The sequence below is a fragment of the Nocardia sp. NPDC041819 genome (assembly GCF_055590505.1).
On record NZ_JBVJAP010000021.1, the window covers coordinates 67,153 to 87,210 of the forward strand.

Annotated in this window: 19 protein-coding genes and 1 pseudogene; 13 read left to right on the forward strand and 7 right to left on the reverse strand. The window is 63.9% G+C overall.

The window, feature by feature from the left end:
- Nucleotides 1–9: 9 nt before the first annotated feature.
- Complete coding sequence (locus ACZ6DL_RS34535; RefSeq protein WP_466057523.1) at nucleotides 10–147, reverse strand: hypothetical protein; 138 nt, start codon at nucleotides 145–147, stop codon at nucleotides 10–12.
- Between the two features lie 445 nt (nucleotides 148–592).
- On the opposite strand from ACZ6DL_RS34535, the gene ACZ6DL_RS34540 reads away from it, so the two are divergent.
- The 4 genes from ACZ6DL_RS34540 (at nucleotide 593) to ACZ6DL_RS34555 (ending at nucleotide 5,220) form a co-directional block, all read left to right on the forward strand.
- Nucleotides 593–997 carry an SCP2 sterol-binding domain-containing protein gene (locus ACZ6DL_RS34540; RefSeq protein ID WP_466057525.1) on the forward strand — a complete coding sequence of 135 codons (405 nt, stop codon included), beginning with the start codon at nucleotides 593–595 and terminating at the stop codon, nucleotides 995–997.
- Between the two features lie 38 nt (nucleotides 998–1,035).
- Nucleotides 1,036–2,583 (forward strand): acyl-CoA synthetase, encoded by a 1,548-nt coding sequence (locus ACZ6DL_RS34545; RefSeq protein ID WP_466057526.1) that lies wholly within the window; start codon nucleotides 1,036–1,038, stop codon nucleotides 2,581–2,583.
- 32 nt (nucleotides 2,584–2,615) lie between these two features.
- A complete protein-coding gene (locus tag ACZ6DL_RS34550; protein WP_466057528.1) occupies nucleotides 2,616–3,980 on the forward strand; it encodes an aldehyde dehydrogenase family protein in 1,365 nt (454 codons plus the stop codon).
- A 457-nt stretch (nucleotides 3,981–4,437) separates the two neighbouring features.
- Entirely contained in the window at nucleotides 4,438–5,220 is a 783-nt protein-coding gene (locus ACZ6DL_RS34555; RefSeq protein WP_466057530.1) for a CoA transferase, read from the forward strand.
- Between the two features lie 190 nt (nucleotides 5,221–5,410).
- On the opposite strand, the gene ACZ6DL_RS34560 is transcribed toward ACZ6DL_RS34555, so the two are convergent.
- The 4 genes from ACZ6DL_RS34560 to ACZ6DL_RS34575 all read right to left on the reverse strand — a co-directional run bounded on the left by ACZ6DL_RS34560 (nucleotide 5,411) and on the right by ACZ6DL_RS34575 (nucleotide 9,534).
- Nucleotides 5,411–6,559, reverse strand: a complete 1,149-nt coding sequence (locus ACZ6DL_RS34560) for an acyl-CoA dehydrogenase family protein (protein ID WP_466057531.1) — start codon at nucleotides 6,557–6,559, stop codon at nucleotides 5,411–5,413.
- A gap of 1 nt (nucleotide 6,560) precedes the next feature.
- Entirely contained in the window at nucleotides 6,561–7,712 is a 1,152-nt protein-coding gene (locus ACZ6DL_RS34565; protein WP_466057532.1) for an acetyl-CoA C-acetyltransferase, read from the reverse strand.
- A gap of 57 nt (nucleotides 7,713–7,769) precedes the next feature.
- Nucleotides 7,770–8,399: a TetR/AcrR family transcriptional regulator gene (locus ACZ6DL_RS34570; RefSeq protein ID WP_466057534.1), complete on the reverse strand. Its 630-nt coding sequence runs from the start codon at nucleotides 8,397–8,399 to the stop codon at nucleotides 7,770–7,772.
- 442 nt (nucleotides 8,400–8,841) lie between these two features.
- On the reverse strand, nucleotides 8,842–9,534 hold the full coding sequence (locus ACZ6DL_RS34575; RefSeq protein ID WP_466057535.1) for a TetR/AcrR family transcriptional regulator: 693 nt from the start codon (nucleotides 9,532–9,534) through the stop codon (nucleotides 8,842–8,844).
- Between the two features lie 221 nt (nucleotides 9,535–9,755).
- Here ACZ6DL_RS34575 and ACZ6DL_RS34580 point away from each other — a divergent pair, with 221 nt between their 5' ends.
- Entirely contained in the window at nucleotides 9,756–10,055 is a 300-nt protein-coding gene (locus ACZ6DL_RS34580) for an alpha/beta fold hydrolase (RefSeq protein ID WP_466057537.1), read from the forward strand.
- Between the two features lie 487 nt (nucleotides 10,056–10,542).
- Here the strand turns inward: ACZ6DL_RS34580 and ACZ6DL_RS34585 are convergent.
- Nucleotides 10,543–11,066 (reverse strand): annotated as a pseudogene (locus tag ACZ6DL_RS34585) (GTP-binding protein).
- A 299-nt stretch (nucleotides 11,067–11,365) separates the two neighbouring features.
- Here ACZ6DL_RS34585 and ACZ6DL_RS34590 point away from each other — a divergent pair.
- Complete coding sequence (locus tag ACZ6DL_RS34590; RefSeq protein WP_396978113.1) at nucleotides 11,366–12,343, forward strand: NAD(P)H-dependent flavin oxidoreductase; 978 nt, start codon at nucleotides 11,366–11,368, stop codon at nucleotides 12,341–12,343.
- Nucleotides 12,344–12,406: 63 nt separating this feature from the next.
- Here ACZ6DL_RS34590 and ACZ6DL_RS34595 read toward each other — a convergent pair whose 3' ends face one another.
- Entirely contained in the window at nucleotides 12,407–13,441 is a 1,035-nt protein-coding gene (locus ACZ6DL_RS34595; RefSeq protein ID WP_466057538.1) for an MBL fold metallo-hydrolase, read from the reverse strand.
- A 376-nt stretch (nucleotides 13,442–13,817) separates the two neighbouring features.
- Between ACZ6DL_RS34595 and ACZ6DL_RS34600 the strand changes: the two genes are divergently transcribed.
- From ACZ6DL_RS34600 to ACZ6DL_RS34630, 7 genes are all read left to right on the forward strand, one after another.
- Nucleotides 13,818–14,876: an ABC transporter ATP-binding protein gene (locus tag ACZ6DL_RS34600; protein ID WP_466057539.1), complete on the forward strand. Its 1,059-nt coding sequence runs from the start codon at nucleotides 13,818–13,820 to the stop codon at nucleotides 14,874–14,876.
- Between the two features lie 45 nt (nucleotides 14,877–14,921).
- A complete protein-coding gene (locus ACZ6DL_RS34605; protein WP_466057541.1) occupies nucleotides 14,922–15,182 on the forward strand; it encodes a hypothetical protein in 261 nt (86 codons plus the stop codon).
- Between the two features lie 87 nt (nucleotides 15,183–15,269).
- Nucleotides 15,270–16,121, forward strand: coding sequence for a phosphotransferase (locus ACZ6DL_RS34610; RefSeq protein ID WP_466057564.1), 852 nt, complete (start codon nucleotides 15,270–15,272; stop codon nucleotides 16,119–16,121).
- A gap of 11 nt (nucleotides 16,122–16,132) precedes the next feature.
- Nucleotides 16,133–17,434: an enoyl-CoA hydratase-related protein gene (locus tag ACZ6DL_RS34615; protein ID WP_466057543.1), complete on the forward strand. Its 1,302-nt coding sequence runs from the start codon at nucleotides 16,133–16,135 to the stop codon at nucleotides 17,432–17,434.
- A 202-nt stretch (nucleotides 17,435–17,636) separates the two neighbouring features.
- A complete protein-coding gene (locus ACZ6DL_RS34620; protein ID WP_466057545.1) occupies nucleotides 17,637–18,515 on the forward strand; it encodes a phosphotransferase family protein in 879 nt (292 codons plus the stop codon).
- Nucleotides 18,482–19,453: a DUF7065 domain-containing protein gene (locus tag ACZ6DL_RS34625; RefSeq protein WP_466057547.1), complete on the forward strand. Its 972-nt coding sequence runs from the start codon at nucleotides 18,482–18,484 to the stop codon at nucleotides 19,451–19,453. The genes ACZ6DL_RS34620 and ACZ6DL_RS34625 overlap by 34 nt, the downstream gene beginning before the upstream one ends.
- A 137-nt stretch (nucleotides 19,454–19,590) precedes the next feature.
- The gene (locus ACZ6DL_RS34630) at nucleotides 19,591–19,851 is read left to right on the forward strand and encodes a tyrosine-type recombinase/integrase (protein WP_466057549.1); all 261 of its coding nucleotides are present in this window, start codon (nucleotides 19,591–19,593) and stop codon (nucleotides 19,849–19,851) included.
- Nucleotides 19,852–20,058: the final 207 nt, after the last annotated feature.

Below are 20,058 nucleotides of genomic sequence, written 5' to 3' on the forward strand. Positions count from 1 at the left end.
GGCCTAAAACTATTCGAGCGCCGCCGGGTCTCGACTGGAGTCCAGTTCCTGATATCCGGCGAGTAGGTACAAACCCCAGCGGGCATGATTCAGCGCTTTGTCTTCGTCCCCGAAGATCGCTCGTGTGGCCTGCAGCAGCACTTCCATCGCTGAGTGTCGACGGCATCCTGGACCGCCTGAACCTGCGGGTCGACTTTGCTCCAGACCCGGATCGCGGCCTCGGCGCGATGGGGGAGTGATAGAAGGACCCGGTCGTCCCGCGGAGCCGCTTGCACAACGGCGCCTGTTTCAGAGCGCTGTAACCCTGCTCGGACAGCAGCTCGAGCGCGGTGTCGAAGTAGTCCTGCTTGATGGCCATGGATCTCCCTCGTGGGTGGTCGACCGCTTCAAGGCAGCAAGTTAGTCCCGAGGGTTGTGCATAAGTCGACTTATGCTTACGATACTCGCATCGCCTGTGAGGCATACCACATGGCATGCTCCGTTGGGGTTCGCCCAGATTCCCATCGAGGAATCCGGTGAATAGCCGGACTGAAATTTAATCGAACCTAGATTCTGTAGTGCAGGGCTGCGCCCCTGCGGGAGAGGAACCGACATGGCCTTCAAGGACGCGGGTGAAGTACGCAAGTACATCGGCGGCATCTTCGAGCAGGCGTTCGCCGATCCGGAGATCGGTCCGAAGCTGGCGGCCACCGGTGTCGTGCTCGGGTTCGAGTTCTCCGATCCGGAAGCTTTCTTGGTCATCGACGCACCCGCGGGTGTCGTGGAACTGGGCCGGGAGCATTTCGGAAAGTCGACCGCGACCATGCGGATGACTGCCGACACGGGTAACGCCTACTGGCAAGGAAAGGTCAACCTGCCGCTCGCGATGGCGAAGGGCAAGATCAAGATCGGGGGGAATGTCGCGAGCATGCTCAAGTTGGCTCCGCTGGGCAGCAAGCTGCACCCGGTCTACATCGACAGCCTGAAGCAGAACGGTCGCGCGGACCTTCTGGTCTGAGACCGACCGCAACAGATCTAACGAAGAGGAACCGCACAATGTTTCCAGGCATCCACGCCCTGTCGACACCGGACAAGCCGGCCGTGATCATGGCCGGTTCCGGCAGGACGATCACCTACCGCGAGCTGGACGAGAATTCGGCACGACTCGCCCGAGCGTTGCACGACCTCGGCCTGCGCAAGGGCGACGTCGTCGCGCTGGTGTCCGACAATGAGCCGGAATGCTTCGAAATCTATTGGGCGGCGATGCGTTCGGGGCTGTACGTGACCGCGATAAATTGGCATCTGACCCCAGTGGAGGCCGCTTACATCGTCGACGACTGCGATGCGAAAGCGGTGATCGCCTCGGCGGGTGTCGCCGAACTTGCCGCGGCGGTACTTGAGCTGGCTCCGCGGGTCGAGCATTGGCTGGCCTTCGGCGGCGAAGTCGCGGGTTACCGCTCGTATACGGCTGAGCTCGCCGGTGTCGCCGGGAGACTCACGGAGCAGCCACGCGGTGCGGACATGCTGTATTCGTCGGGTACCACGGGGCGGCCCAAGGGCATCAAGTCGCCACTGCTGCCACTCACCGTCGATCAGCCGGGAGAACCACTGACCATGGTGGTCGGAAAGCTTTTCGGCGTCAACCAATCCGACATCTACCTATCGCCCGCCCCGATCTACCACGCGGCACCGTTGCGGTGGTCCGGAGCCGTTCATGCCTACGGCGGGACCGTGGTCATGATGGAGAAGTTCGGTGCCGAGGACATGCTGCAGGCCATCGAGCAGTACCGGGTGACGGTCACCCAGGTGGTCCCGACCATGTTCGTGCGGCTGTTGCAGCTGCCCACCGAGGTGCGGGAACGATACGACCTTTCGAGTCTGCGGCTGGTTATTCATGCGGCCGCGCCGTGCCCGCCGGAGGTCAAGCGCGCGATGATCGATTGGTGGGGGCCGATTCTCGTCGAGTACTACGGATCGACCGAAGGCAATGGGTTGGCTGTGATCACGAGCCCGGAGTGGGAGAAGAAGCCGGGCTCGGTCGGCCGCAGCATTCTGGGGCCGGTGCACATCTGCGACGATGATGGCGCGCTGTTGGCCAACGGTGAGGTCGGCACGGTGTACTTCGAGCGCGAGACACTGCCGTTCACCTATCACAAAGATCCGGAGAAGACCGCTGCCGCCCAGCATCCGGACCACCCGACCTGGACGGCCGTCGGCGACCTCGGGTACGTCGATGAGGACGGCTTTCTCTTCCTGACCGACCGGAAGTCCTTCGTCATCATCTCCGGCGGAGTGAACATCTATCCGCAAGAGGTCGAGAACGTCCTCACCCTGCATCCCGCGATCTTCGACGTGGCAGTGATCGGAGTTCCCGACGCGGAGATGGGCCAGCAGGTGAAGGCCGTCGTTCAGCTGAACCCGGGAGTCGCGCGGACAGATGAAATAGCCGCCGAGATCATCGATTACGCGCGCGCTCGGGTGGCGCGCTACAAAGCGCCCAAAACCGTGGACTTCGTCGACTCGTTGCCGCGAAGTGCCACGGGAAAGCTTGTCAAGCGTGAGCTCGAGAAGCTGTACAGCTCCGCGTCCGCGGCCCAGAACTGATGATGCTCGATCTTTTCGAAGGAAGTGCCGACATGACTGTTTCCGCGGCCGTGCAACGCACCCGGCGCAGCTTCGCTTCGGGACGGACACGTGGCGTGGAGTGGCGCCTCGAGCAGTTGCGGGGCATCGTGAAGCTGCTAGACGATCGGGAGGAGGAGATCGCTGCCGCGCTCGCCGACGACCTCGGCCGGAACAAGGCCGAGGCGTGGTTCGGTGATGTCGCCTCGACGCGCGGTGAAGCCGAGTACGCGATCAAGCATGTGCGTAGCTGGATGCGGCGCCGACGCCAGCCGCTGTCGCCGATCCAGTACCCAGGCTCGGCATGGATCCAGTTCGAGCCGCTCGGCGTGGTCCTGATCATCGGGCCGTGGAACTATCCGGTCTACCTGACGCTCAGCCCTCTGGTCGCGGCCGTCGCGGCAGGAAACTGCGCGGTGGTCAAGCCATCCGAGCTCGCGCCGGCCACTTCCGCCCTTCTTGCTCGTCTGGTGCCGGAATACCTCGATTCCGAGGCGATTTCGGTAATCGAGGGTGACGCGTCTGTCACCCAGAATCTGCTGTCTTGCGGGTTCGACCATGCGCTGTTCACCGGCGGCACCGAGATCGGCAAGAAGATCATGGCCGGCGCGGCTCCGACCTTGACTCCGGTGACCTTGGAGCTGGGCGGTAAGAGTCCGGTGATTGTCGCGGAGGATGCGGACCTCGATATCGTCGCCCGCCGAATCGCGTGGGTCAAGCTCATGAACTCCGGCCAGACCTGCATCGCGCCGGACTACGTTTTGGCCGATCGTCGTATTCGAGATTGCCTGGTAGACAAGATTATCGCGCAGATCGTCGAGTTCGAGCGCGATACGAGTGCCGCTGGACGACGCATCGTCAACCAGCGCCAGTTCGATCGCCTCGCGGGCTATCTGGACCAGACGCACGGCCGAATCGCGCTCGGCGGGCGAGTGACCGAGTCGTCGTTGTCGATCGAGCCGACCGTCATCGTCGATCCGCATCCGGAGGACGCGGTGATGCAGGAGGAGATCTTCGGACCTGTCCTGCCTGTGCTCTCCTACGAAACACTCGATGAGGCAATCGCCTTCGTGAACGCGCGCCCGAAACCGCTGGCCGGGTACTACTTCACCAGGTCGAGCTCTGCGCAGCGGCGTCTCGTCGACGAGATCCCATGCGGCGGTGCGGTGATCAACCATGTCGCCATGCACTGCCTGGTGCCGCAACTCCCGTTCGGCGGAGTCGGCGCGAGCGGCATCGGCGCCTATCACGGTCGCTGGGGTTTCGAGGCATTGAGCCACCGCAAAGCCGTCTTGAAGAAGACATTCCGCCCTGACCTGCGGCTTGTCTATCCGCCCTACACCGACTTGGCGATGAAGATCCTGCGGAAGATCTTCTAGCGCAATTCGCTCGATGGAAGCCACTTGCCGCCGAACAGCCCGTGGCGGCAAGGCTGGGCGCACCCCGGGGCGCGAGCCTCCCGCTCGATTACCCGATGCCTGTCTCAGGGTGCGCCCCTCCGGCTCAGGGGACGGACGTCCGGTCCCCTGAGCCGGATCCGACGGGCGGGAGAAACCCCTTGCTGCCCAGTAAGCCCCCAGTGCAGCAAGGAAAGCTGCGCCCTGGGATCCGAGCCGCCCAATAGTCGACGATCCCAGGGCGCGGCGGCTCGACTTGTGTCGGTACAGAAGAGGCCTCTTGCTGCTACCCACTGGCGGCAAGGCGACGCACTCTGCGAACCAGCCATCGGCTCCATCACGGTTTCGCAGGGTGCGTTTCTGCTGTCGACCGTGCATACACGAACCGGAGGAGGCTGTCGAAGTCGTTCTGAAACTGCTCGAGCGGGCGGACGTGGTGGTGGAAGGCTACCGGCCGGGAGTCGCCGAGCGACTCGGGCCGGGACCGGACACTTGCTGGGAGCGGAATCCGCGCCTGATCTATGGGCGTATGACGGGATGGGGTCAGACCGGTCCGCTCGCGCAAAGGGCTGGACACGATATCGACTACATCGCGGTGACGGGTACGCTCCACGCCATCGGCGACGCGCAGGGCGCACCGCAGGTGCCGCTCAATCTCGTCGGTGATTTCGGCGGCGGCGGGCTGTATCTCGTGGTGGGCCTCCTGGCCGGACTGCGCGTTGCGGAGCAGACCGGCCGCGGCCAGGTCGTGGACGCGGCGATCGTGGACGGCGGCGCCCATCTGCTGACGGGCATTCACGCCTTTCTCAATGCCGGGGCCTGGCACGATCGGCGAGGCGCAAACATGCTGGACGGCGGCGCGCCGTTCTACGCAACGTATGAAACCGCCGACGGTCGCCACATGGCCATCGGGGCGATAGAGAGCAAGTTCTACGGCGAGTTGCTGGTGCGGCTGGGTATCGACGACGATCCGGCTCGGCAACACGATCGCCGCGCGTGGCCCGCTGTTCGGGCGAAGATCGCCGCGGCGTTCGCCACGCGGACGATGGCGCAGTGGTGCGAGGTCTTCGAGGAATCGGATGCGTGCGTCGCACCTGTCGTCAGCTTGCGGGAAGCCGCGGCCCACAGCCATATCCAGGCAGCGGATCGATCGTCGACCGCGAGGGTGTGGTGCAGGCGACGCCGGCGCCGCGGTTCTCGTTGTCGCGGACCACACCGGTGACTCCGCCTCCGGTGCCCGGGCAGCACACCAGGAGCGTCCTTGCCGAGTGGGGAATCGCGGAGGTGGACAACCTCATCGAGCGTGGCATAGCGGGCTGAGCATCTACACGAGCGGCCCCGGACCTTCTGAAGGTTCGGGGCCGCTCGCATCTATCACTGTCTACGGCCGGTATAGCCGGCCGCCCGGGAAATCAGCGTACGATCGCCCGTCCGATGAGCTCCTTCATGATCTCCGTGGTACCGCCATAGATGGTTTGTATCCGAGTATCGGTGTAGGCCTTGGCGACCGGGTACTCGGTCATATAGCCGTACCCGCCGTGCAGTTGCAGGCAGCGGTCGATCACTCGTTTCTGGAGCTCACTGACGTACCACTTGCCTTTTGCCGCGTCGATCGGATCGAGCTCACCCGCGTTGTAGGCCAGCACCGATTTGTCGGTGTAGGCCTCTGCGAGGTCGACTTCCGTCTGCATCTCGGCAAGCTCGAATCGGACATGCTGGAAGCCGGCGATCGGCTGGCCGAAGGCCCCCCGTTGCTTGCAGTACTCGATAGTCTGATCGAGGATCGCCCGCGTGGTCGCCAAGGCTTTGGCTGTGACGCCGAGGCGTTCCCGGGGCAGATGGCTCATCAGATACTGCAGGCCCCTGCCCTCTTCGCCGAGCAAGTTCGCATGCGGCACACGAGCATTCTCGAAGAACAGTTCTGAAGTGTCCTGCCCTGGTAACCCGATCTTGTCGAGCTTGCGTCCGCGTTCGAATCCTGGAGTATCGCGTTCGACGGCGAACAGACTGAATCCGCGCGAGCCCGCGTCGGGGTCGGTGCGTGCGGCAAGCACCACCAGATCGGCCATGATGCCGCTGGAGATGAAGGTCTTCTGCCCGTTGACGATCCAATGGTCGCCGTCCCGGACCGCGCTGGTGCGAATGCCACGCAGGTCGCTGCCCGCGCCAGGCTCGGTCATGGCGAGGGCGCCGATGATCTCGCCCGCGGCGAAGCCGGGCAGCCAGCGTCGTTTCTGCTCATCGGTGGTGAGATCGAGAAGATAGTGCAGGACGAGGTCGTCCTGCAGGCTGATCGTGAGGTTGAACGACAGTGCGTTGATACGCGACACTTCCTCACAGACGATCATCCGATATCGGTAGTCGCGCACTCCGGAGCCACCGTATTCCTCCCCGATCTCGAGTCCGTACAGTCCGGCCGCCGCGGCCTTCTGGTAAACCGCGCGGTCGATCCAACGGTCCTCGTCCCACTTGTCCTTGTAAGGGGCAACCTCTCGTTCGAGGAAGGCGCGAACCGTCGCGCGGTACGCCTCGTGGTCAGGCTCGTAAAGGGCCCGGCGCATCTCAGAGCCTTTCGATGATGGTGACGTTGGCCTGACCGCCGCCCTCGCACATGGTTTGCAGACCGTAACGGCCCCCGATACGCTCGAGTTCGTACAGCATGCTGGTCATGAGCCGGGCCCCCGTGCAGCCGATCGGATGCCCGAGCGCGATCGCGCCACCATTGGGATTCACGATGGCCGGGTTGGCGCCGGTCTCGGCAATCCAGGCGAGGACGACGGGCGCGAACGCCTCGTTGATCTCCACGACGTCGATGTCGTCGATGGACAGACCCGCTCGTTTGAGTGCGTGCTGGGTGGCGGGGATCGGCGCGCTCAACATCATTACCGGATCCGCGCCGCGCACCGAGATGTGGTGAATCCGCGCGCGGGGCTTGAACCCGTAACGCTCGACGGCTGATTCGGAGGCGACCAGCAGAGCCGCCGCACCATCGGAGATCTGGCTGGCGACCGCGGCGGTGAGGCGGCCCCCTTCGATCAGGGTCTTCAGTGTCGCCATCTTTGCGACCGAAGTGTCGGCGCGCGGCCCTTCGTCGACGGACACACCGGCGAATTCGGTGATCTCACGCGTGAAGTAGCCCTCGGTGATGGCGTTCAGCGCACGGCGGTGGCTTTCGAAGGCGAAGGCCTCCATGGTTTCCCGGCTCAGGTTCCATTGCTCCGCCATCATCTCCGCGCCCCGGAACTGGGAGATCTCCTCGGCGCCGTAGCGGGCCTGCCAGCCTTCGCACCCGGTCCATGGATCGGTCGCGCCGTATGGTTCGCCGGCCTGAAACGCGCTCAGGATGGGGAACTGGCTCATTTTCTGCACGCCGCCCGCCACGATCAGGTCACTTGTACCGCTCATGACCGCCTGCGCTGCGAAATGCACGGCCTGCTGCGCCGATCCGCACTGGCGGTCGATCGTGACCCCGGGGACCGATTCCGGCAGTCCCGCCGCCAACGCCGCGGTACGCGCGATGTCGCCCGCCTGTGAACCGATGTTGTCGAGACAGCCCAGGATCACGTCGTCGATGTCGGCGGGATCGAATTCATTGCGGCCGACCACTGTCTTGATGGTATGCGCGGCCATATCCGCCGGATGCGATTGAGCGAATCCGCCTCCGCGCTTGCCGACCGCTGTGCGAACGGCATCGATGAGGTACGCCTCAGGCATGGGTACTCCTACGGTGAGTGCTATTTATTTTAATATAAACTAAAATCTGTACCGATTTCAAGGGTGCCGCAGGGCAACGGCGTCTTGATCCGGGCGCGGGCGGCCGCGGCTGTCTGTGGCAAGACTGTTGCGCACGATCAACTGTGCGGTCGCGATCAGGTTGTCCAGTGAATCGTGGTCCGGATTCCACCATTCCGCTGTCCAGTTGAGTGCGCCGACGACGAGCATGCGGGCTATTCCGATGTCGAGTCCGGGGCGTAGATCTCCTGACTCGGCGAGGCGTTCGAGCAGGGCACGCCAAATCGCGTGATACGCGACGCTCTCCTGGCGCAGTGACTCCGCGATCGACAGCGGCAACTGACCGGCGTTCCGGGTCACCGCGGAGGCGAAGTCGGAAAGTTCTAGTTCGATGCGCAGGTGCGCCTCGACCGCTGCGTCGATCAACTCGATCGCGGAGGCCTCTGGTGGTGCGGAGGTGAGCGCGTGCTCGACATGTTCACGCACCCGTCGCTGCCCTTCGCGCATCACTTCGGCGATCAGATCATCGCGTGATCGGAAGTAGTAGTAGACGGCGGGCGGGCGCAGTCCTGCGTGTGTCGCGATGTCGGCAAGTCGCGTCCCCGCGACACCCCGTCGACTGAGAATATGGGCGGCCGCGGCGAGGATGCGTTCGCGGGTGGCGTTCATCGGATACGCGAGTGGAGATGAGGTGATGTTCCCTGTCCCGCCGCCTGGCTGTCGCCCGTGACGCGTGTGCACGTGGCGGAGCATCGTAGGTACAAGGTCGCGCCCTCCCTCCTGCGGTTGATCCACTGTCGACCCTGGAGCATAACTAATTTAAGTTCAATTCAAAATATAGCACCGGGATGGCGGCCATGGCAGACCTTGCCAACCGGCGTTATCGCGGTCGATCCTGACATAGGAGCCCCGAAGGTCGTCGTCGATCGCAGCAAGTGCACGGGTCTGGGGATCTGCGAGCTCTCGCTTGGACGTACTTCGAAAGTGACGACAGCGGCGATCTCGTCCAGCTCGAGGGGACATCGCCGACGACGAGTTCGCCGCTGTCGAGGAGGCGGTGCAAGAGTGCTCGACCGAGGAGCTCCGAATCGTGCGCTGATCGGCTCCGCGGTCAGGCGGACTCGGCGTCTGCTTGGATAATCGGGGGCAATGCCGGCTTGCCGGGCGAATCGGTGGCGATTCCGTTGCGGATCAGCGATTGTGCCGTGCGGATAACGGTTTCCAGCGATCCTCGTCGCGGGGTCCACCACTCGGCTGCCCAGTTCAGCGAACCCATGATCAACATCTGTGTGATGTGTAGATCCAGCTCTTTCCGGATCTGTCCCTCGGCGGCCGCGTCCTTGATGAGCTTGCGCCAGATCGTGCCGTAGTTGGCTTCTTCGGCCAGCTGGCGAGCGCGCAGGTGTTCCGGGACCTGGCCGCTGTTGCGGATCGCCGCTGTCGCATAGTCGGATAGTTCGAGTTCATGGCGTAGATGGGCGTCGATCGCGATCATGATTCTGTCGATCGGCGAGACTTCGCTGGGTATCTCGTCGAGAACGCCTTGCATGTGCCGGACCATCTCCGCGATCCCGCTCCACATGACTTCCTCGATGAGCTCCTCGCGCGAGGGGAAGTAGTAGTAGATAGCTGGCGCCTGAAGTTCGGCGTACTCGGCGACATCGCTCAGTCGTGTCCCCGCGTACCCCTTGATGCTCAGCACATGGGCGGCAGCGTCCAGAATGCGCTGACGGGTCCTGGCCGACTTCGGCTCGGCCGAGCGGTCCTCGTCCGCGGTCTGCTGCGCCTTCGGTTTTCTAGCCACGGTTCAACTATAGGACAGCTCTCTATCTCTCGTCTCGGCGACATACCCACGATACAGGCGGTTCCCCCCTTCGCTGTCGATTTTCGAATCTATGTTATAAGATATTGCATCGGCCTGTCTGCCGAAACGGGCACTGACCCGCAGGATGCATTATGGGCGGCGCAAGGAAGCGTTCAGCTGCGATTGCCTCCGCAGCGTACCGCGGAGGCTCGGGAGATCCTGTGCTCTTGATCCACGGGTTCACCCTCACCTGGCAGTCCTGGGGCGCGGTCATTGATGAGCTGAGCGGGGATTTCGATGTGCTCGCGCCGACGTTGCCCGGCCACCGAGGTGGTCCGGAACCGGATGGGCCGCTCACCATAGCCGGACTCGCGGGATTTCTGGAGCGTCAGATGGACACGGCCGGGTGGCCCGACCCCCACGTGGCGGGGAATTCGCTCGGTGGTTGGCTGGCGCTGGAACTGGCGGCCCGCGGTCGGGCGCGGTCGGTGACCGCGGTGGCACCGGCCGGGATCTGGTAGCCGAACAGCCCGGCCTCCGATGCATTCCTGCGGAAGTTCCGCAGGTTCTCCCGAGTGGCGCCGACTCTATGGTTCGTGGCGCATCCCCTGGTCCCTCATCTGGCGCGCCGCGTGCTGTTGCGATCGTTCACACAACGGCCTGGCCGGGTGCCCCAGGATCTGGCCGCCGTGACAATCGAGGCCCCTGCGCACTGTCGCTGTTTCGACAGCATCGTCGACGATTGCCGCCACCGCGGTGGCGGCCATGCGGCGCCTCGAAGTGCCGACAAGTGTCCTGTTCTGCGACCGAGATCGGGTCATCCCACCGGCGCGATACGGCCGGCGGACCGTCGCCGAGATACCGACGATCACGGCGATAACGCTGCCGGAGGTCGGGCATGTGCCGATGTTGGAAGCTCCTCTGTTGGTCGGGGCGAGATCAGGAAGGTCATCGATTCGGCAAAGGACCGAGCGGTTCGCTCCGCATAGCTGCTCCGGCGGGGCGTTCTCACCGAGTTGCATGTGTCGAGATCAGGTGCTCCCACAGGTGAACCAGAACTTCCTTGGCAGAATCTCGCCTGCGGACGTCGCGCAGCCGGACCGGTACATGCTCGTCGAGATCCAAAGCCTCCCGGACCTCCACGACGCTGTACTCCGGGGCACCGTCGAAGCAGTTGACGCCGACGACGAAGGGCAATCGGCGACGCTGGAAGAAATCGACTGGTGGAAAAGAACCTTCGCGTCGCCGGGTGTCGGCCAAGACGACTGCGCCCAACGCGCCGGGCTCGTCCCACATGAACCCGAACCGGTCCTGGCCTGGAGTGCCGAATACATAGAGCACGAGGTCGGGGTCGATGGTGATGCGGGCGAAGTCCATGGCCACGGGGGTCGTTTGCTTCGACTCGACACCGGATAGATCGTCGACGGCGCGACCGACTTCGGTGAGTAACTCCTCGGTTCGGAGCGGCGTGATCTCACTGACGGCAGCCACCATCGTTGTCTTGCCGACCCGAAGCCGCCCGCGACGAGGATCTTTACCGATGTCGCCGTACCAGCAGAAGCCCAGCGACGATCGCTCCCGTGACTACGAGGGCGAGGCTGGGCACCAGTGCGATGGAGAGGATCCGGCATCGAATGCCGATCTTGGCCTTTGACACCGCCTCACCGTACCGCTTTCAAAGCAAGAGTTTTGACTATAAATTAGACTACGTCTCGGTAACCAGGCGGATCAGCATTGCGGCAGTTGACCACCGGGCGAACGATTTTAATATATGATAAAAACAACTTGCCGACTTGATTCGTGTCGGCCGAACCTCGAACGGTGGTAGCCGATGCTTCCTGAAATCCTCTGCTCGCGACTTGTGCTGCCCGTCGTCGGCGCCCCGATGTTCATCGTTTCTTGCCCGGATCTCGTAGTCGCACAGTGCGTTTCGGGAGTGATTGGATCGTTTCCCGCGCTCAACGCCAGACCGGTGAGCATGCTGGAGGACTGGCTGGCGGAGATTACCGAGCGGTTGGCCGACCATGATGCGGCGGTCGACGGCCTGCGCAAGGCAGCGCCGTTCGCCGTCAACTTGATCGTGCACAGGAGTAATGCGCGCATCGAGGACGACCTCGAGGTGTGTGTGCGGCACCGGGTGCCGCTGGTGATCACCTCGCTCGGTGCGCGAGAGGACGTGAACGAAGCCGTGCACTCCTACGGGGGAATCGTGCTACACGACGTGACCGATGACCGCTTCGCGCGCAAGGCGGTCGAGAGGGGCGCCGACGGTCTTGTTGCCGTCGCGGCCGGGGCGGGCGGGCATGCGGGCGCGTTGTCTCCGTTCGCGCTCGTGCAGGAGATTCGGCAGTGGTTCGATGGTCCGCTGCTGCTGTCCGGAGCGATCGCGCACGGGCGTTCAGTGCTGGCCGCGCAGGCGGCAGGCGCCGACCTGGCATATGTCGGTTCGGCGTTCATCGCCGCCAGAGAGGCAAATGCATCTCCGGAGTACAAGCAGAGCGTTGTCGACAGTTCCGCATCCGACATCGTGTACTCGAACTATTTCACCGGGGTGCGCGCCAACTTCCTGCGCAGCAGCATTGCCGATGCCGGGCTGGACCCTGACAACTTGCCTACCACCAACGGGCAGGGACTCGATTCGGTGTCCGACGAGTCGAAACCGAAGGCGTGGAGCAAGATCTGGGGAGCGGGTCAGGGTATCGGCGTGATCGACAAGGTCGAGAGCACCGCGGCGATCGTGGAACGCATGCGGGTCGAGTACGAACAGGCTGTGGACAGCATCACCGCCGCGGCATGGGTGAGCGCTTGACGTGGCGATTCGGCGGACACATCCGCGTGCCCGCCGAACAGGGGATCCGGCGGGGCACGCGGACTACGCACTGAGAGCGTAGCTGCGCACGTTGCGTTGGTCGGTGTAACCGACTCGTCCGAGCATGCACAGCACGTCCAGATGCGCGTGAATTTCCGTGACCGCGGATAGTTGGTGGTCGATCGGCAATTCATCGAGTCGCCGACCTCGTCGAGTCCAGCGCAGGGCGCGGGCGACCTCGTAAGCGGTCGACGAGCCGGCGGCGACCTCGTCGCAGATCTCGTCCAACCGCTGTTGGTGATGGCCGAGGAGCTCATCGATGCGGCTGTGGCTACTGGTGGTCGTCGGGCCGTGAGATGGCAGCACGGCCGCGTCGGGCAGGCCGCGCACCAGTTCGAGCGAGGTGATGTAAGAGCGGAGTGGATGAGCTTCGGGAGTCCACTCGAAACCGACCGACGGCGTGATGTGCGGAAGGATGTGGTCGCCGGAGAACAGCAATCGACTTCTGGCGTGGTAGAAGACGACATGCCCCCGTGTATGTCCGGGCGTCGCGATCACCTCGATCTCGCCGTTGGCGATCTCGATTCGGTCGCCGTGCTCGAGCCAGCGGTCCGGCGGGCCGAAGGCAACGCCCATTTCCTCCTCTGGTACGGGAGTGCGGGCGAGTTCTCGGGCGAGTTCGGATGCGCCACAGCGGGTAAGCAGCGTGGCATGGTTGGGGTATCGACCGGCGTCGGTACGGAATCCCAAGATGCTGTGCTGTTCTTGCCTGCCGACCAGCAGTTCGCAGCCGAGAGTGGTGCGCCAAGCGTACGCCTGAGAATAGTGATCCCAGTGGTGATGTGTGGCCAGGCACGTGACAATGTCGTCGAGTTGGAAGCCGAGTCCCTGTAGCGCCGCGGTCATGGCCTTTTCGGTCTCCGCCCCGGACCAGCCGGGATCGATGACGACGAGCCCGGCGGCCGTCTCCAGGACGTACGCGTTGACTGTCCCGAGTCCGTCGAGGGGGAGGGGAAGTGGAACGCGGTGCACTCCACGCGCGACCTGATGGGCGCCGGGTGCTGTCCAGTCCTCGGGTTGATCGGCAATCAGCAGCATGCGAACCACCCTCTCTTCCTCGCTATGAGACTTGTCATACTTATCTACTTTAGATTAAAAACACGCTGGAGGCCAAGTGGCCTGCGACACTTGTGGATAAGCCGACTTATGTTACGCTTCGTGTGTGATCCGCCGCACATGTCACGCACGTCCGGTCGGGTCGTGTGACATCCCTGAAAGCTCCCCGTGTTCCGCGTTCGAGGGGTTTGTGATCATGGAATCTAATCAAATGTAGATGAGACTTCTGTTCAATGAGCACGTACAAGGGGCCGCGGCTGGACGGAAGCCGCGTCCGGGTGACATGGCCGACGCCGCGGGAACCTGGCTGATCTCCGGCATCAGACCCGCCTGACATTCACCCAGAAAGGAGTTCGCCATGGGCGTCGAAGTCAAGACCGAGGGTGTAACCAAGTCCTTCGGTTCGCAGCGAATTTGGCAGGATGTCAGTCTGACCTTGCCCTCCGGCGAGGTGAGCGCGCTACTCGGTCCCTCGGGTACCGGTAAGTCGGTGTTCCTGAAGTCGCTGATCGGCCTGCTGCGCCCCGAGCGCGGCTCGATCTACATCGACGGCACCGACATCACCACCTGCTCCAACAAAGAGCTCTACGAGATCCGCAAGCTCTTCGGCGTGCTGTTCCAGGACGGCGCGCTGTTCGGCTCGATGAACCTCTTCGACAACGTGGCGTTCCCGCTTCGGGAGCACACGAAGAAGAGCGAGTCCGAGATCCGCAAGATCGTGATGGAGAAGCTCGAGCTGACCGGTCTGCTCGGTGCGGAAAGCAAGCTGCCCGGTGAGATCTCCGGCGGTATGCGCAAGCGCGCCGGTCTGGCCCGCGCCCTGGTGCTCGACCCACAGATCATCCTGGTCGACGAGCCCGACTCCGGCCTGGACCCGGTGCGCACCTCGTACCTGTCGCAGTTGCTGATCGACATCAACGCTCAGATCGACGCCACCATCCTGATCGTCACGCACAACATCAACCTGGCGCGCACGGTGCCGGACAACATCGGCATGCTGTTCCGCCGCCAGCTGGTCATGTTCGGTCCGCGCGAGGTGCTGCTCACCTCAGAGGAGCCGGTGGTCAAGCAGTTCCTCAACGGCCGCATGATCGGCCCGATCGGCATGTCCGAGGAGAAGGACGAGGCGCAGATGGCGCGCGAGCAGGCGATGGTCGACGCGGGCCACCATCACGGTGGCGCCGAAGAGGTCGAGGGCATCATCCCGCAGATGAAGGCCACCCCGGGCAGGCCGGTGCGCCAGGCGGTGCACCGCCGCAAGGCGCGCGTGCAGGAGATCATGCACACGCTGCCGCACGCCGCGCAGGTTGCCATCGTCGAGGAACTGGCGCAGATCGGCGACTGGCCGGCCACAGTGCTGGGGACGGCAAAGAATCCAGAGGTCAACGGGGAAACCCCACTACCGTTGGCCCGCTAGTGACCTCGCGTAGGTACTGACAGCAAGTAATCGACAGGTAAAGACATGGGCAATGGAAGCAAACTCAGTTCCGTGGGTTTGGCTGCCCGCGTGGCGTGGCACATTCTTCGTGAGAAAAGCGCGCCGGGCGGCGCCACGGTGACCGATCCCGGACAGGTGCCGCCCTCCGCGAACGCGCTAACGCCGGAATGGCTCACCCGTGTGCTCTGTGTCGGAGAATCCGCCGCCAAGGTCGTGGAATTCGACGTGGTAGGTGGCAGCGACGGCACGAGCTCCAGACGGGGCCTGACGGTTACCTACAATTAGGCCGGGCGATCGGCGCCTCTCCCGGAGGCCTTCTTCACGAAGTCGACCGCGACTTTCGCGTCCCGCCTGCTTCTCGGGCTGACCGAGATCGGCGAGGGTGAATCCCAGTTCTATACCAATGCCCGCCATCAGGTCGAATTGCGTAGCCCGCGTGCGTATTACGCGCAATACGACCCGAGGACCTACCGATCGTTCGTGGTGCTGGAGGATCTGGCGGCACAGGGCTGGACGTTCCCCAACCCGCTGGAGCATCGCGTCAACCGATCCGATGCCGAGGACATCGTGTGCGAGCTGGCGGCCTACCACGGAGCGTTCTGGAACAGCCCCCGATTCGATCGGGACCTGAATCGGCGGAAAGGCGCGCACGAATGGCAGGCGAATCTCAACCGCAAGGTGGGCTTCGAAAAGCGCACCCTGACGGGACTTTGTCGGGCATCCGCGGTCGTCCCCGCGGAACTGCTGTCTCGCGCCCGTGAGGTCTATCCCGCCTTCATGCGTTCGCTCGAACTGCACGACCAGGGGCCCCGAACCCTGCTGCACCAAGACGTTCACCTCGGCAACTGGCTGCGCGACCCCGAGGGAAGGATGGGGTTGTACGACTGGCAGTGCGTTGCGGTCGGCAACTGGGCTCTGGACTATTCCTACGCCATGGCCTGCTGCCTCGACACGAACGACCGGCGGCTGTGGGAGAAGGAGTTGCTGGAGTTGTACCTCGAGCGGTTGCGGTCCGCCGGCGTGGCGCAGCCCCCGACCTTCGACGAGGCCTGGCTCGCCTACCGGCAACAGCCGCTACACGCGTTGGTTTTCGGGCTTTTCACCCTCGGTGGCAGTCGCTTCGAACCGGAGTTGCAACCGCGGGACTGCACGCTGTGGGCTATCCGCAGAATCGCGCGGCACGTTGCTGATCTGGAGACGCTCGACGCTCTCCGGGGCCGCTGAGCGGAGCGGCTTTGACCGCGCGCCATTCGTGCGCTAGATTTCTAATATATATTAGAAGCGAATTTGCGGCGAAGTATGCGAGAAAGCTGGATTCGACGATGAATCGTAAGAGTGACCCGACGGAGCGGGGTACGGGCCAAAGGTTGGCATCCGAGCTGTACGACGCGCTGGCGGCGGGGGATCGAACTCGGCTCGATGCCCTACTGCACCCTCATTTCGAGGGGCGGACAACAGCGGGGATGCCATTCGATCTCGGCGGCGCGTACCGCGGACCCGATGCGATGCGACGCGACTTCTGGGGTCGCATCGCCCAGCACTACACGGCGCGCGCGGTGCCGGCGGAGTTCAACTGGCTCGATGACGGCCGGCTCGCGGTGATCGGCCGGTACACCGGTACCGCCCGGATCGGTCACGGAGTGCTGGACGCCGAGTTCGTGCATATTCTGACCTTCTCGCAGGGCCGGATCAGCGGACTGGTGCAGCTGACGGACAGCGAGCGATGGCGCAAGGCGTTGACCCCGGACAGCGGTCTGCGCACACTCGAGTTCTCGGTGACCGATGGAATCGGCGTCATTCGTCTGAACCGGCCATCTCGACGCAACGCGATAGACCAAACGATGGCCGACGATCTGTACGAGGTCGCGCAACGTTGTGCGGCGCGATCGGATCTGCGGGCATTGGCGATCATGGGCAATGGTCCGGCCTTCACGGTCGGAGGAGATATCACTGTTTTCGCCGACACGGAGCCCGGGGAACTGTCGTCGACTCTGCGCCGTATGGCGACGCCATACCATGAAGCTCTGCGGCTCTTCGCCGAGTTGCCAGTGCCTGTCATCACCGCGGTACATGGGTCGGTGGGCGGCGGTGGACTCGGGATGATGTACTGCGCCGATGTGGCCCTCGCCGCCGAAGGAACGAAGTTCGCGACCGGCTTCACCACGCTCGGTCTGTCGGGTGACGGCGGAACTTCGTGGTTTCTGCCGCGTTTGGTCGGATTGCGTCGGGCGCAGGCGCTGTACTTCGGCCGTGTCCTCGATGCCCGCGAAGCCCGGGAGTGGGGATTGGTCTCCGAGGTCGTCGCGCCGGATCAGCTCGAGCGGATAGCACTTGATCACGCCGAGAGGTTGGCGGCCGGACCGACCGCGGCCTATGCCGAAATCCGAACCCTGTTACGGAATTCCCTGTCCTCGACCTTGCCCGAGCAGTTGAGCGCCGAGATAGACGCGCTGGCGCGCACCGGCGGCACGGTCGACGCGGCACGAGCCGTACGCAGCTTCATCACCAAATCCGCCCCCATCTTCGAAGGCCGGTGACTTCTGTGACCAGCGCGGAAGTAGAACGGGCGAAGCAGCTCCAGCGCTGGCTTTCGGACCGGACCGACGTGTGCGGCGCCCTGCGTATCGAGCGAATCGGAATCGGCCAGTCCAGCATCACCAGTTCGATCAGTGACGAATCCGGGGCTCGCTGGGTGCTACGCGAGCCACCGCCGGGAGGCACGACCCGACGGCGCACAACGTGCTGCGTGAGGCCCGGATTCTCGATGCGTTGGCGGAGACCGGAGTTCCGCTCCCGTCCGTGATCGGCGTGAACGAGGAAGCGCCGTTCTATGTCATGACCCGGATGCCCGGGGCGCCATTTGAATCGGAGGAGGACGCGGCGGCGCTGAGCCCACGGCAACGTTCCGCGCTGGGACGACAGGTGATCGAGGTATTCGCTCGTCTGCACTCGATCGAACCGGCGGCGGTGGGGCTCGACGACCTCGGCCCCGCTACCGAGTATCTGCCGCGGCAGATACGGCGGGCGGTCAAGAGCTGGTCGCAATGGGGAGAGCTGTCGGCCCACGACCGCGTTTGGCATCACGTCCGGTCATCGCTCGAGGACGACATTCCGCTTCAGCAGCGCCTTGTGATCACGCACGGTGACTACCGACTGTCGAATCTGCTGGTCGACTCGAGTCGGATCACCGCGGTGCTCGATTGGGAACTCGCGACCTTGGGCGATCCGCTGGCCGACCTCGCCTGGCTCCTCAACGACTGGCGCGGGCCGAATGAGCCCCGGACGGTCCTGCCGAGTCCGACCCGTGCCGGAGGATTCCCGAACCGAGCAGAGCTGATCGACACGTATTGCGCGGCAACCGGTTTGGATGCCGGACGGATCGGTTACTACCGCGCGTTCACCCATTGGCGCGCGGCGACACTGCTGCAGGGCGTTCTCTTACGGCGCCGGTCCGGTTCCATGGGTGACCACGGTTCGCTGGATCTCTCCGAGCTGGACGCGACCATCGGCAATCTGCTCGAGGCAGCGGCCGTATTCCTCGACGGCGGCGGCCAGGACGACATCGAATACGCCGAGGAGAACGCATGGGGCCCGAGGACGATTACACCCACCCCGTAGGCACAGAGCTCGATTTCAACGAGTCCATGTACTTCCACTTCCACGATCCGAAAAATCGAATCAGCGGCTTCGTACGACTGGCCAACCGGCCGAACGAGGGCAAGGGCGAACGCACGGTCTGCCTCTACTTGCCTGATGGGAGGGTGGCGTTCGGATTCGCGCGGCCCGAGACGACAACGAACGAAAAGATGGTGGGAGAGGGCCTGGAGTTTCGTGTCGAGGAGCCCTTCACGACACTTCTGGCCAGCTTTGCCGGGGAGGTCAATCTTCTCGACGATCCGGAAGTTCTCTCGGAACCGCGCAACCTCGCGGCCACCTTGCGCGTCGTATGTGACGTGGAACTGACCTTCGCGCGGCTCTCCGAACCATTCGCGCACAGCTTCGACGGAGATGGGCCCGCGTTCGCGCCGAACCACTACGAGCAGTTCATGGCCGTAACCGGCTCGATTACCGTGGCAGGCGACTCGTTCGAAGTGACCGGCACCGGGTTGCGCGATCACTCGTGGGGCCCGCGGTCGTGGCAGGCGCCCTGGTTCTATCGGTGGTTGCACGGGTCGAACGCGACCTTCGGATTCATGGGCGCGTACTTCGGCACTCAGCACGGCGCCCCACTGACCGGAGGCTTCGTCTGGGACGGCGAGGAGGTGCATCATTGCGTCGAGGTCCGGGTCAGCACCGAAAGAAGTGACGACTATCTGCCACGGCGAATTTCGGTGGAACTTGTCGCTGACGGCGACAAGAGCTGGCGCTTCGTCGGGAATGTCGGTGTCACAGTGCCGCTGCGGCATCGCAAACGGGATTTCGTGGGAGCCGATCAGGTGACCCGAATCCTCGAAGGCCAGACGCGGTGGATCGCCGATGACGGCACCGAACTGTTCGGCATGAGCGAGTATCTGGACCAGATCATCGATGAACTTCCTGTGGGTCTAGGTGTCTGAGCGCCAGGCGCTCATGCGGGCCGTGCAGGTTTCGGCACTGAACGGCCCGTCGGCGCTGCGAACGACGCGCGTCCAGATACCCACCGACGTCGACAAGACGCTGCGACGATATCGATCCTTCGACTCTGCGGGGGCGGTTGTCGTATCGACGTGCGCTCGAGGTCTTCGAACACCACTCTGCCGACTTCGCGCGCGGGCCTTTCACCCTGCATCAATTGCGGCACAGCCGGTTGACCCATGCCGCCGAGGATGGGACCTCGACACCGATGCTGATGCGGATGAGCGGGCACACCTCGGTGCGGTCGCTGGCCCGGTATGCGCGCCCGTCGGCGGAGGCGCTGATGCGCTGGCAGGCGCAGACCGATCCCGCCGCCCGACGGTCAGCGCCGAGGGGGTGAAAGGGTCAGTGAACGGTGACGTGCAGCGTAACCACGTCGAACGTGACGCTCATCGTGCGATCGGTTTCCAGGGTGGGGCCGGGCTGTCGCACACGGCAAAGGCGGGCAGGAGGCGTCCGTTCGGTAGAGGCCGGCCACCACACTGAAAATGCCCTGCTTCCTGCGTTGAAGTGTGTCCTGAGAACAACAGTCATCGCAGGTAGCAGG

What these genes read in the sequence shown, in the direction of transcription:
- ACZ6DL_RS34600 (WP_466057539.1), top strand. Translation starts at nt 13,818, where the DNA reads ATGGGCGTCGAAGTCAAGACCGAGGGTGTAACCAAGTCCTTCGGTTCG.
- ACZ6DL_RS34590 (WP_396978113.1), top strand. Translation starts at nt 11,366, where the DNA reads ATGCTTCCTGAAATCCTCTGCTCGCGACTTGTGCTGCCCGTCGTCGGC.
- ACZ6DL_RS34540 (WP_466057525.1), top strand. Translation starts at nt 593, where the DNA reads ATGGCCTTCAAGGACGCGGGTGAAGTACGCAAGTACATCGGCGGCATC.
- ACZ6DL_RS34560 (WP_466057531.1), bottom strand. Translation starts at nt 6,559, where the DNA reads ATGCGCCGGGCCCTTTACGAGCCTGACCACGAGGCGTACCGCGCGACG.
- ACZ6DL_RS34545 (WP_466057526.1), top strand. Translation starts at nt 1,036, where the DNA reads ATGTTTCCAGGCATCCACGCCCTGTCGACACCGGACAAGCCGGCCGTG.
- ACZ6DL_RS34605 (WP_466057541.1), top strand. Translation starts at nt 14,922, where the DNA reads ATGGGCAATGGAAGCAAACTCAGTTCCGTGGGTTTGGCTGCCCGCGTG.
- ACZ6DL_RS34550 (WP_466057528.1), top strand. Translation starts at nt 2,616, where the DNA reads ATGACTGTTTCCGCGGCCGTGCAACGCACCCGGCGCAGCTTCGCTTCG.
- ACZ6DL_RS34565 (WP_466057532.1), bottom strand. Translation starts at nt 7,712, where the DNA reads ATGCCTGAGGCGTACCTCATCGATGCCGTTCGCACAGCGGTCGGCAAG.
- ACZ6DL_RS34595 (WP_466057538.1), bottom strand. Translation starts at nt 13,441, where the DNA reads ATGCTGCTGATTGCCGATCAACCCGAGGACTGGACAGCACCCGGCGCC.
- ACZ6DL_RS34570 (WP_466057534.1), bottom strand. Translation starts at nt 8,399, where the DNA reads ATGAACGCCACCCGCGAACGCATCCTCGCCGCGGCCGCCCATATTCTC.
- ACZ6DL_RS34625 (WP_466057547.1), top strand. Translation starts at nt 18,482, where the DNA reads ATGGGGCCCGAGGACGATTACACCCACCCCGTAGGCACAGAGCTCGAT.
- ACZ6DL_RS34535 (WP_466057523.1), bottom strand. Translation starts at nt 147, where the DNA reads ATGGAAGTGCTGCTGCAGGCCACACGAGCGATCTTCGGGGACGAAGAC.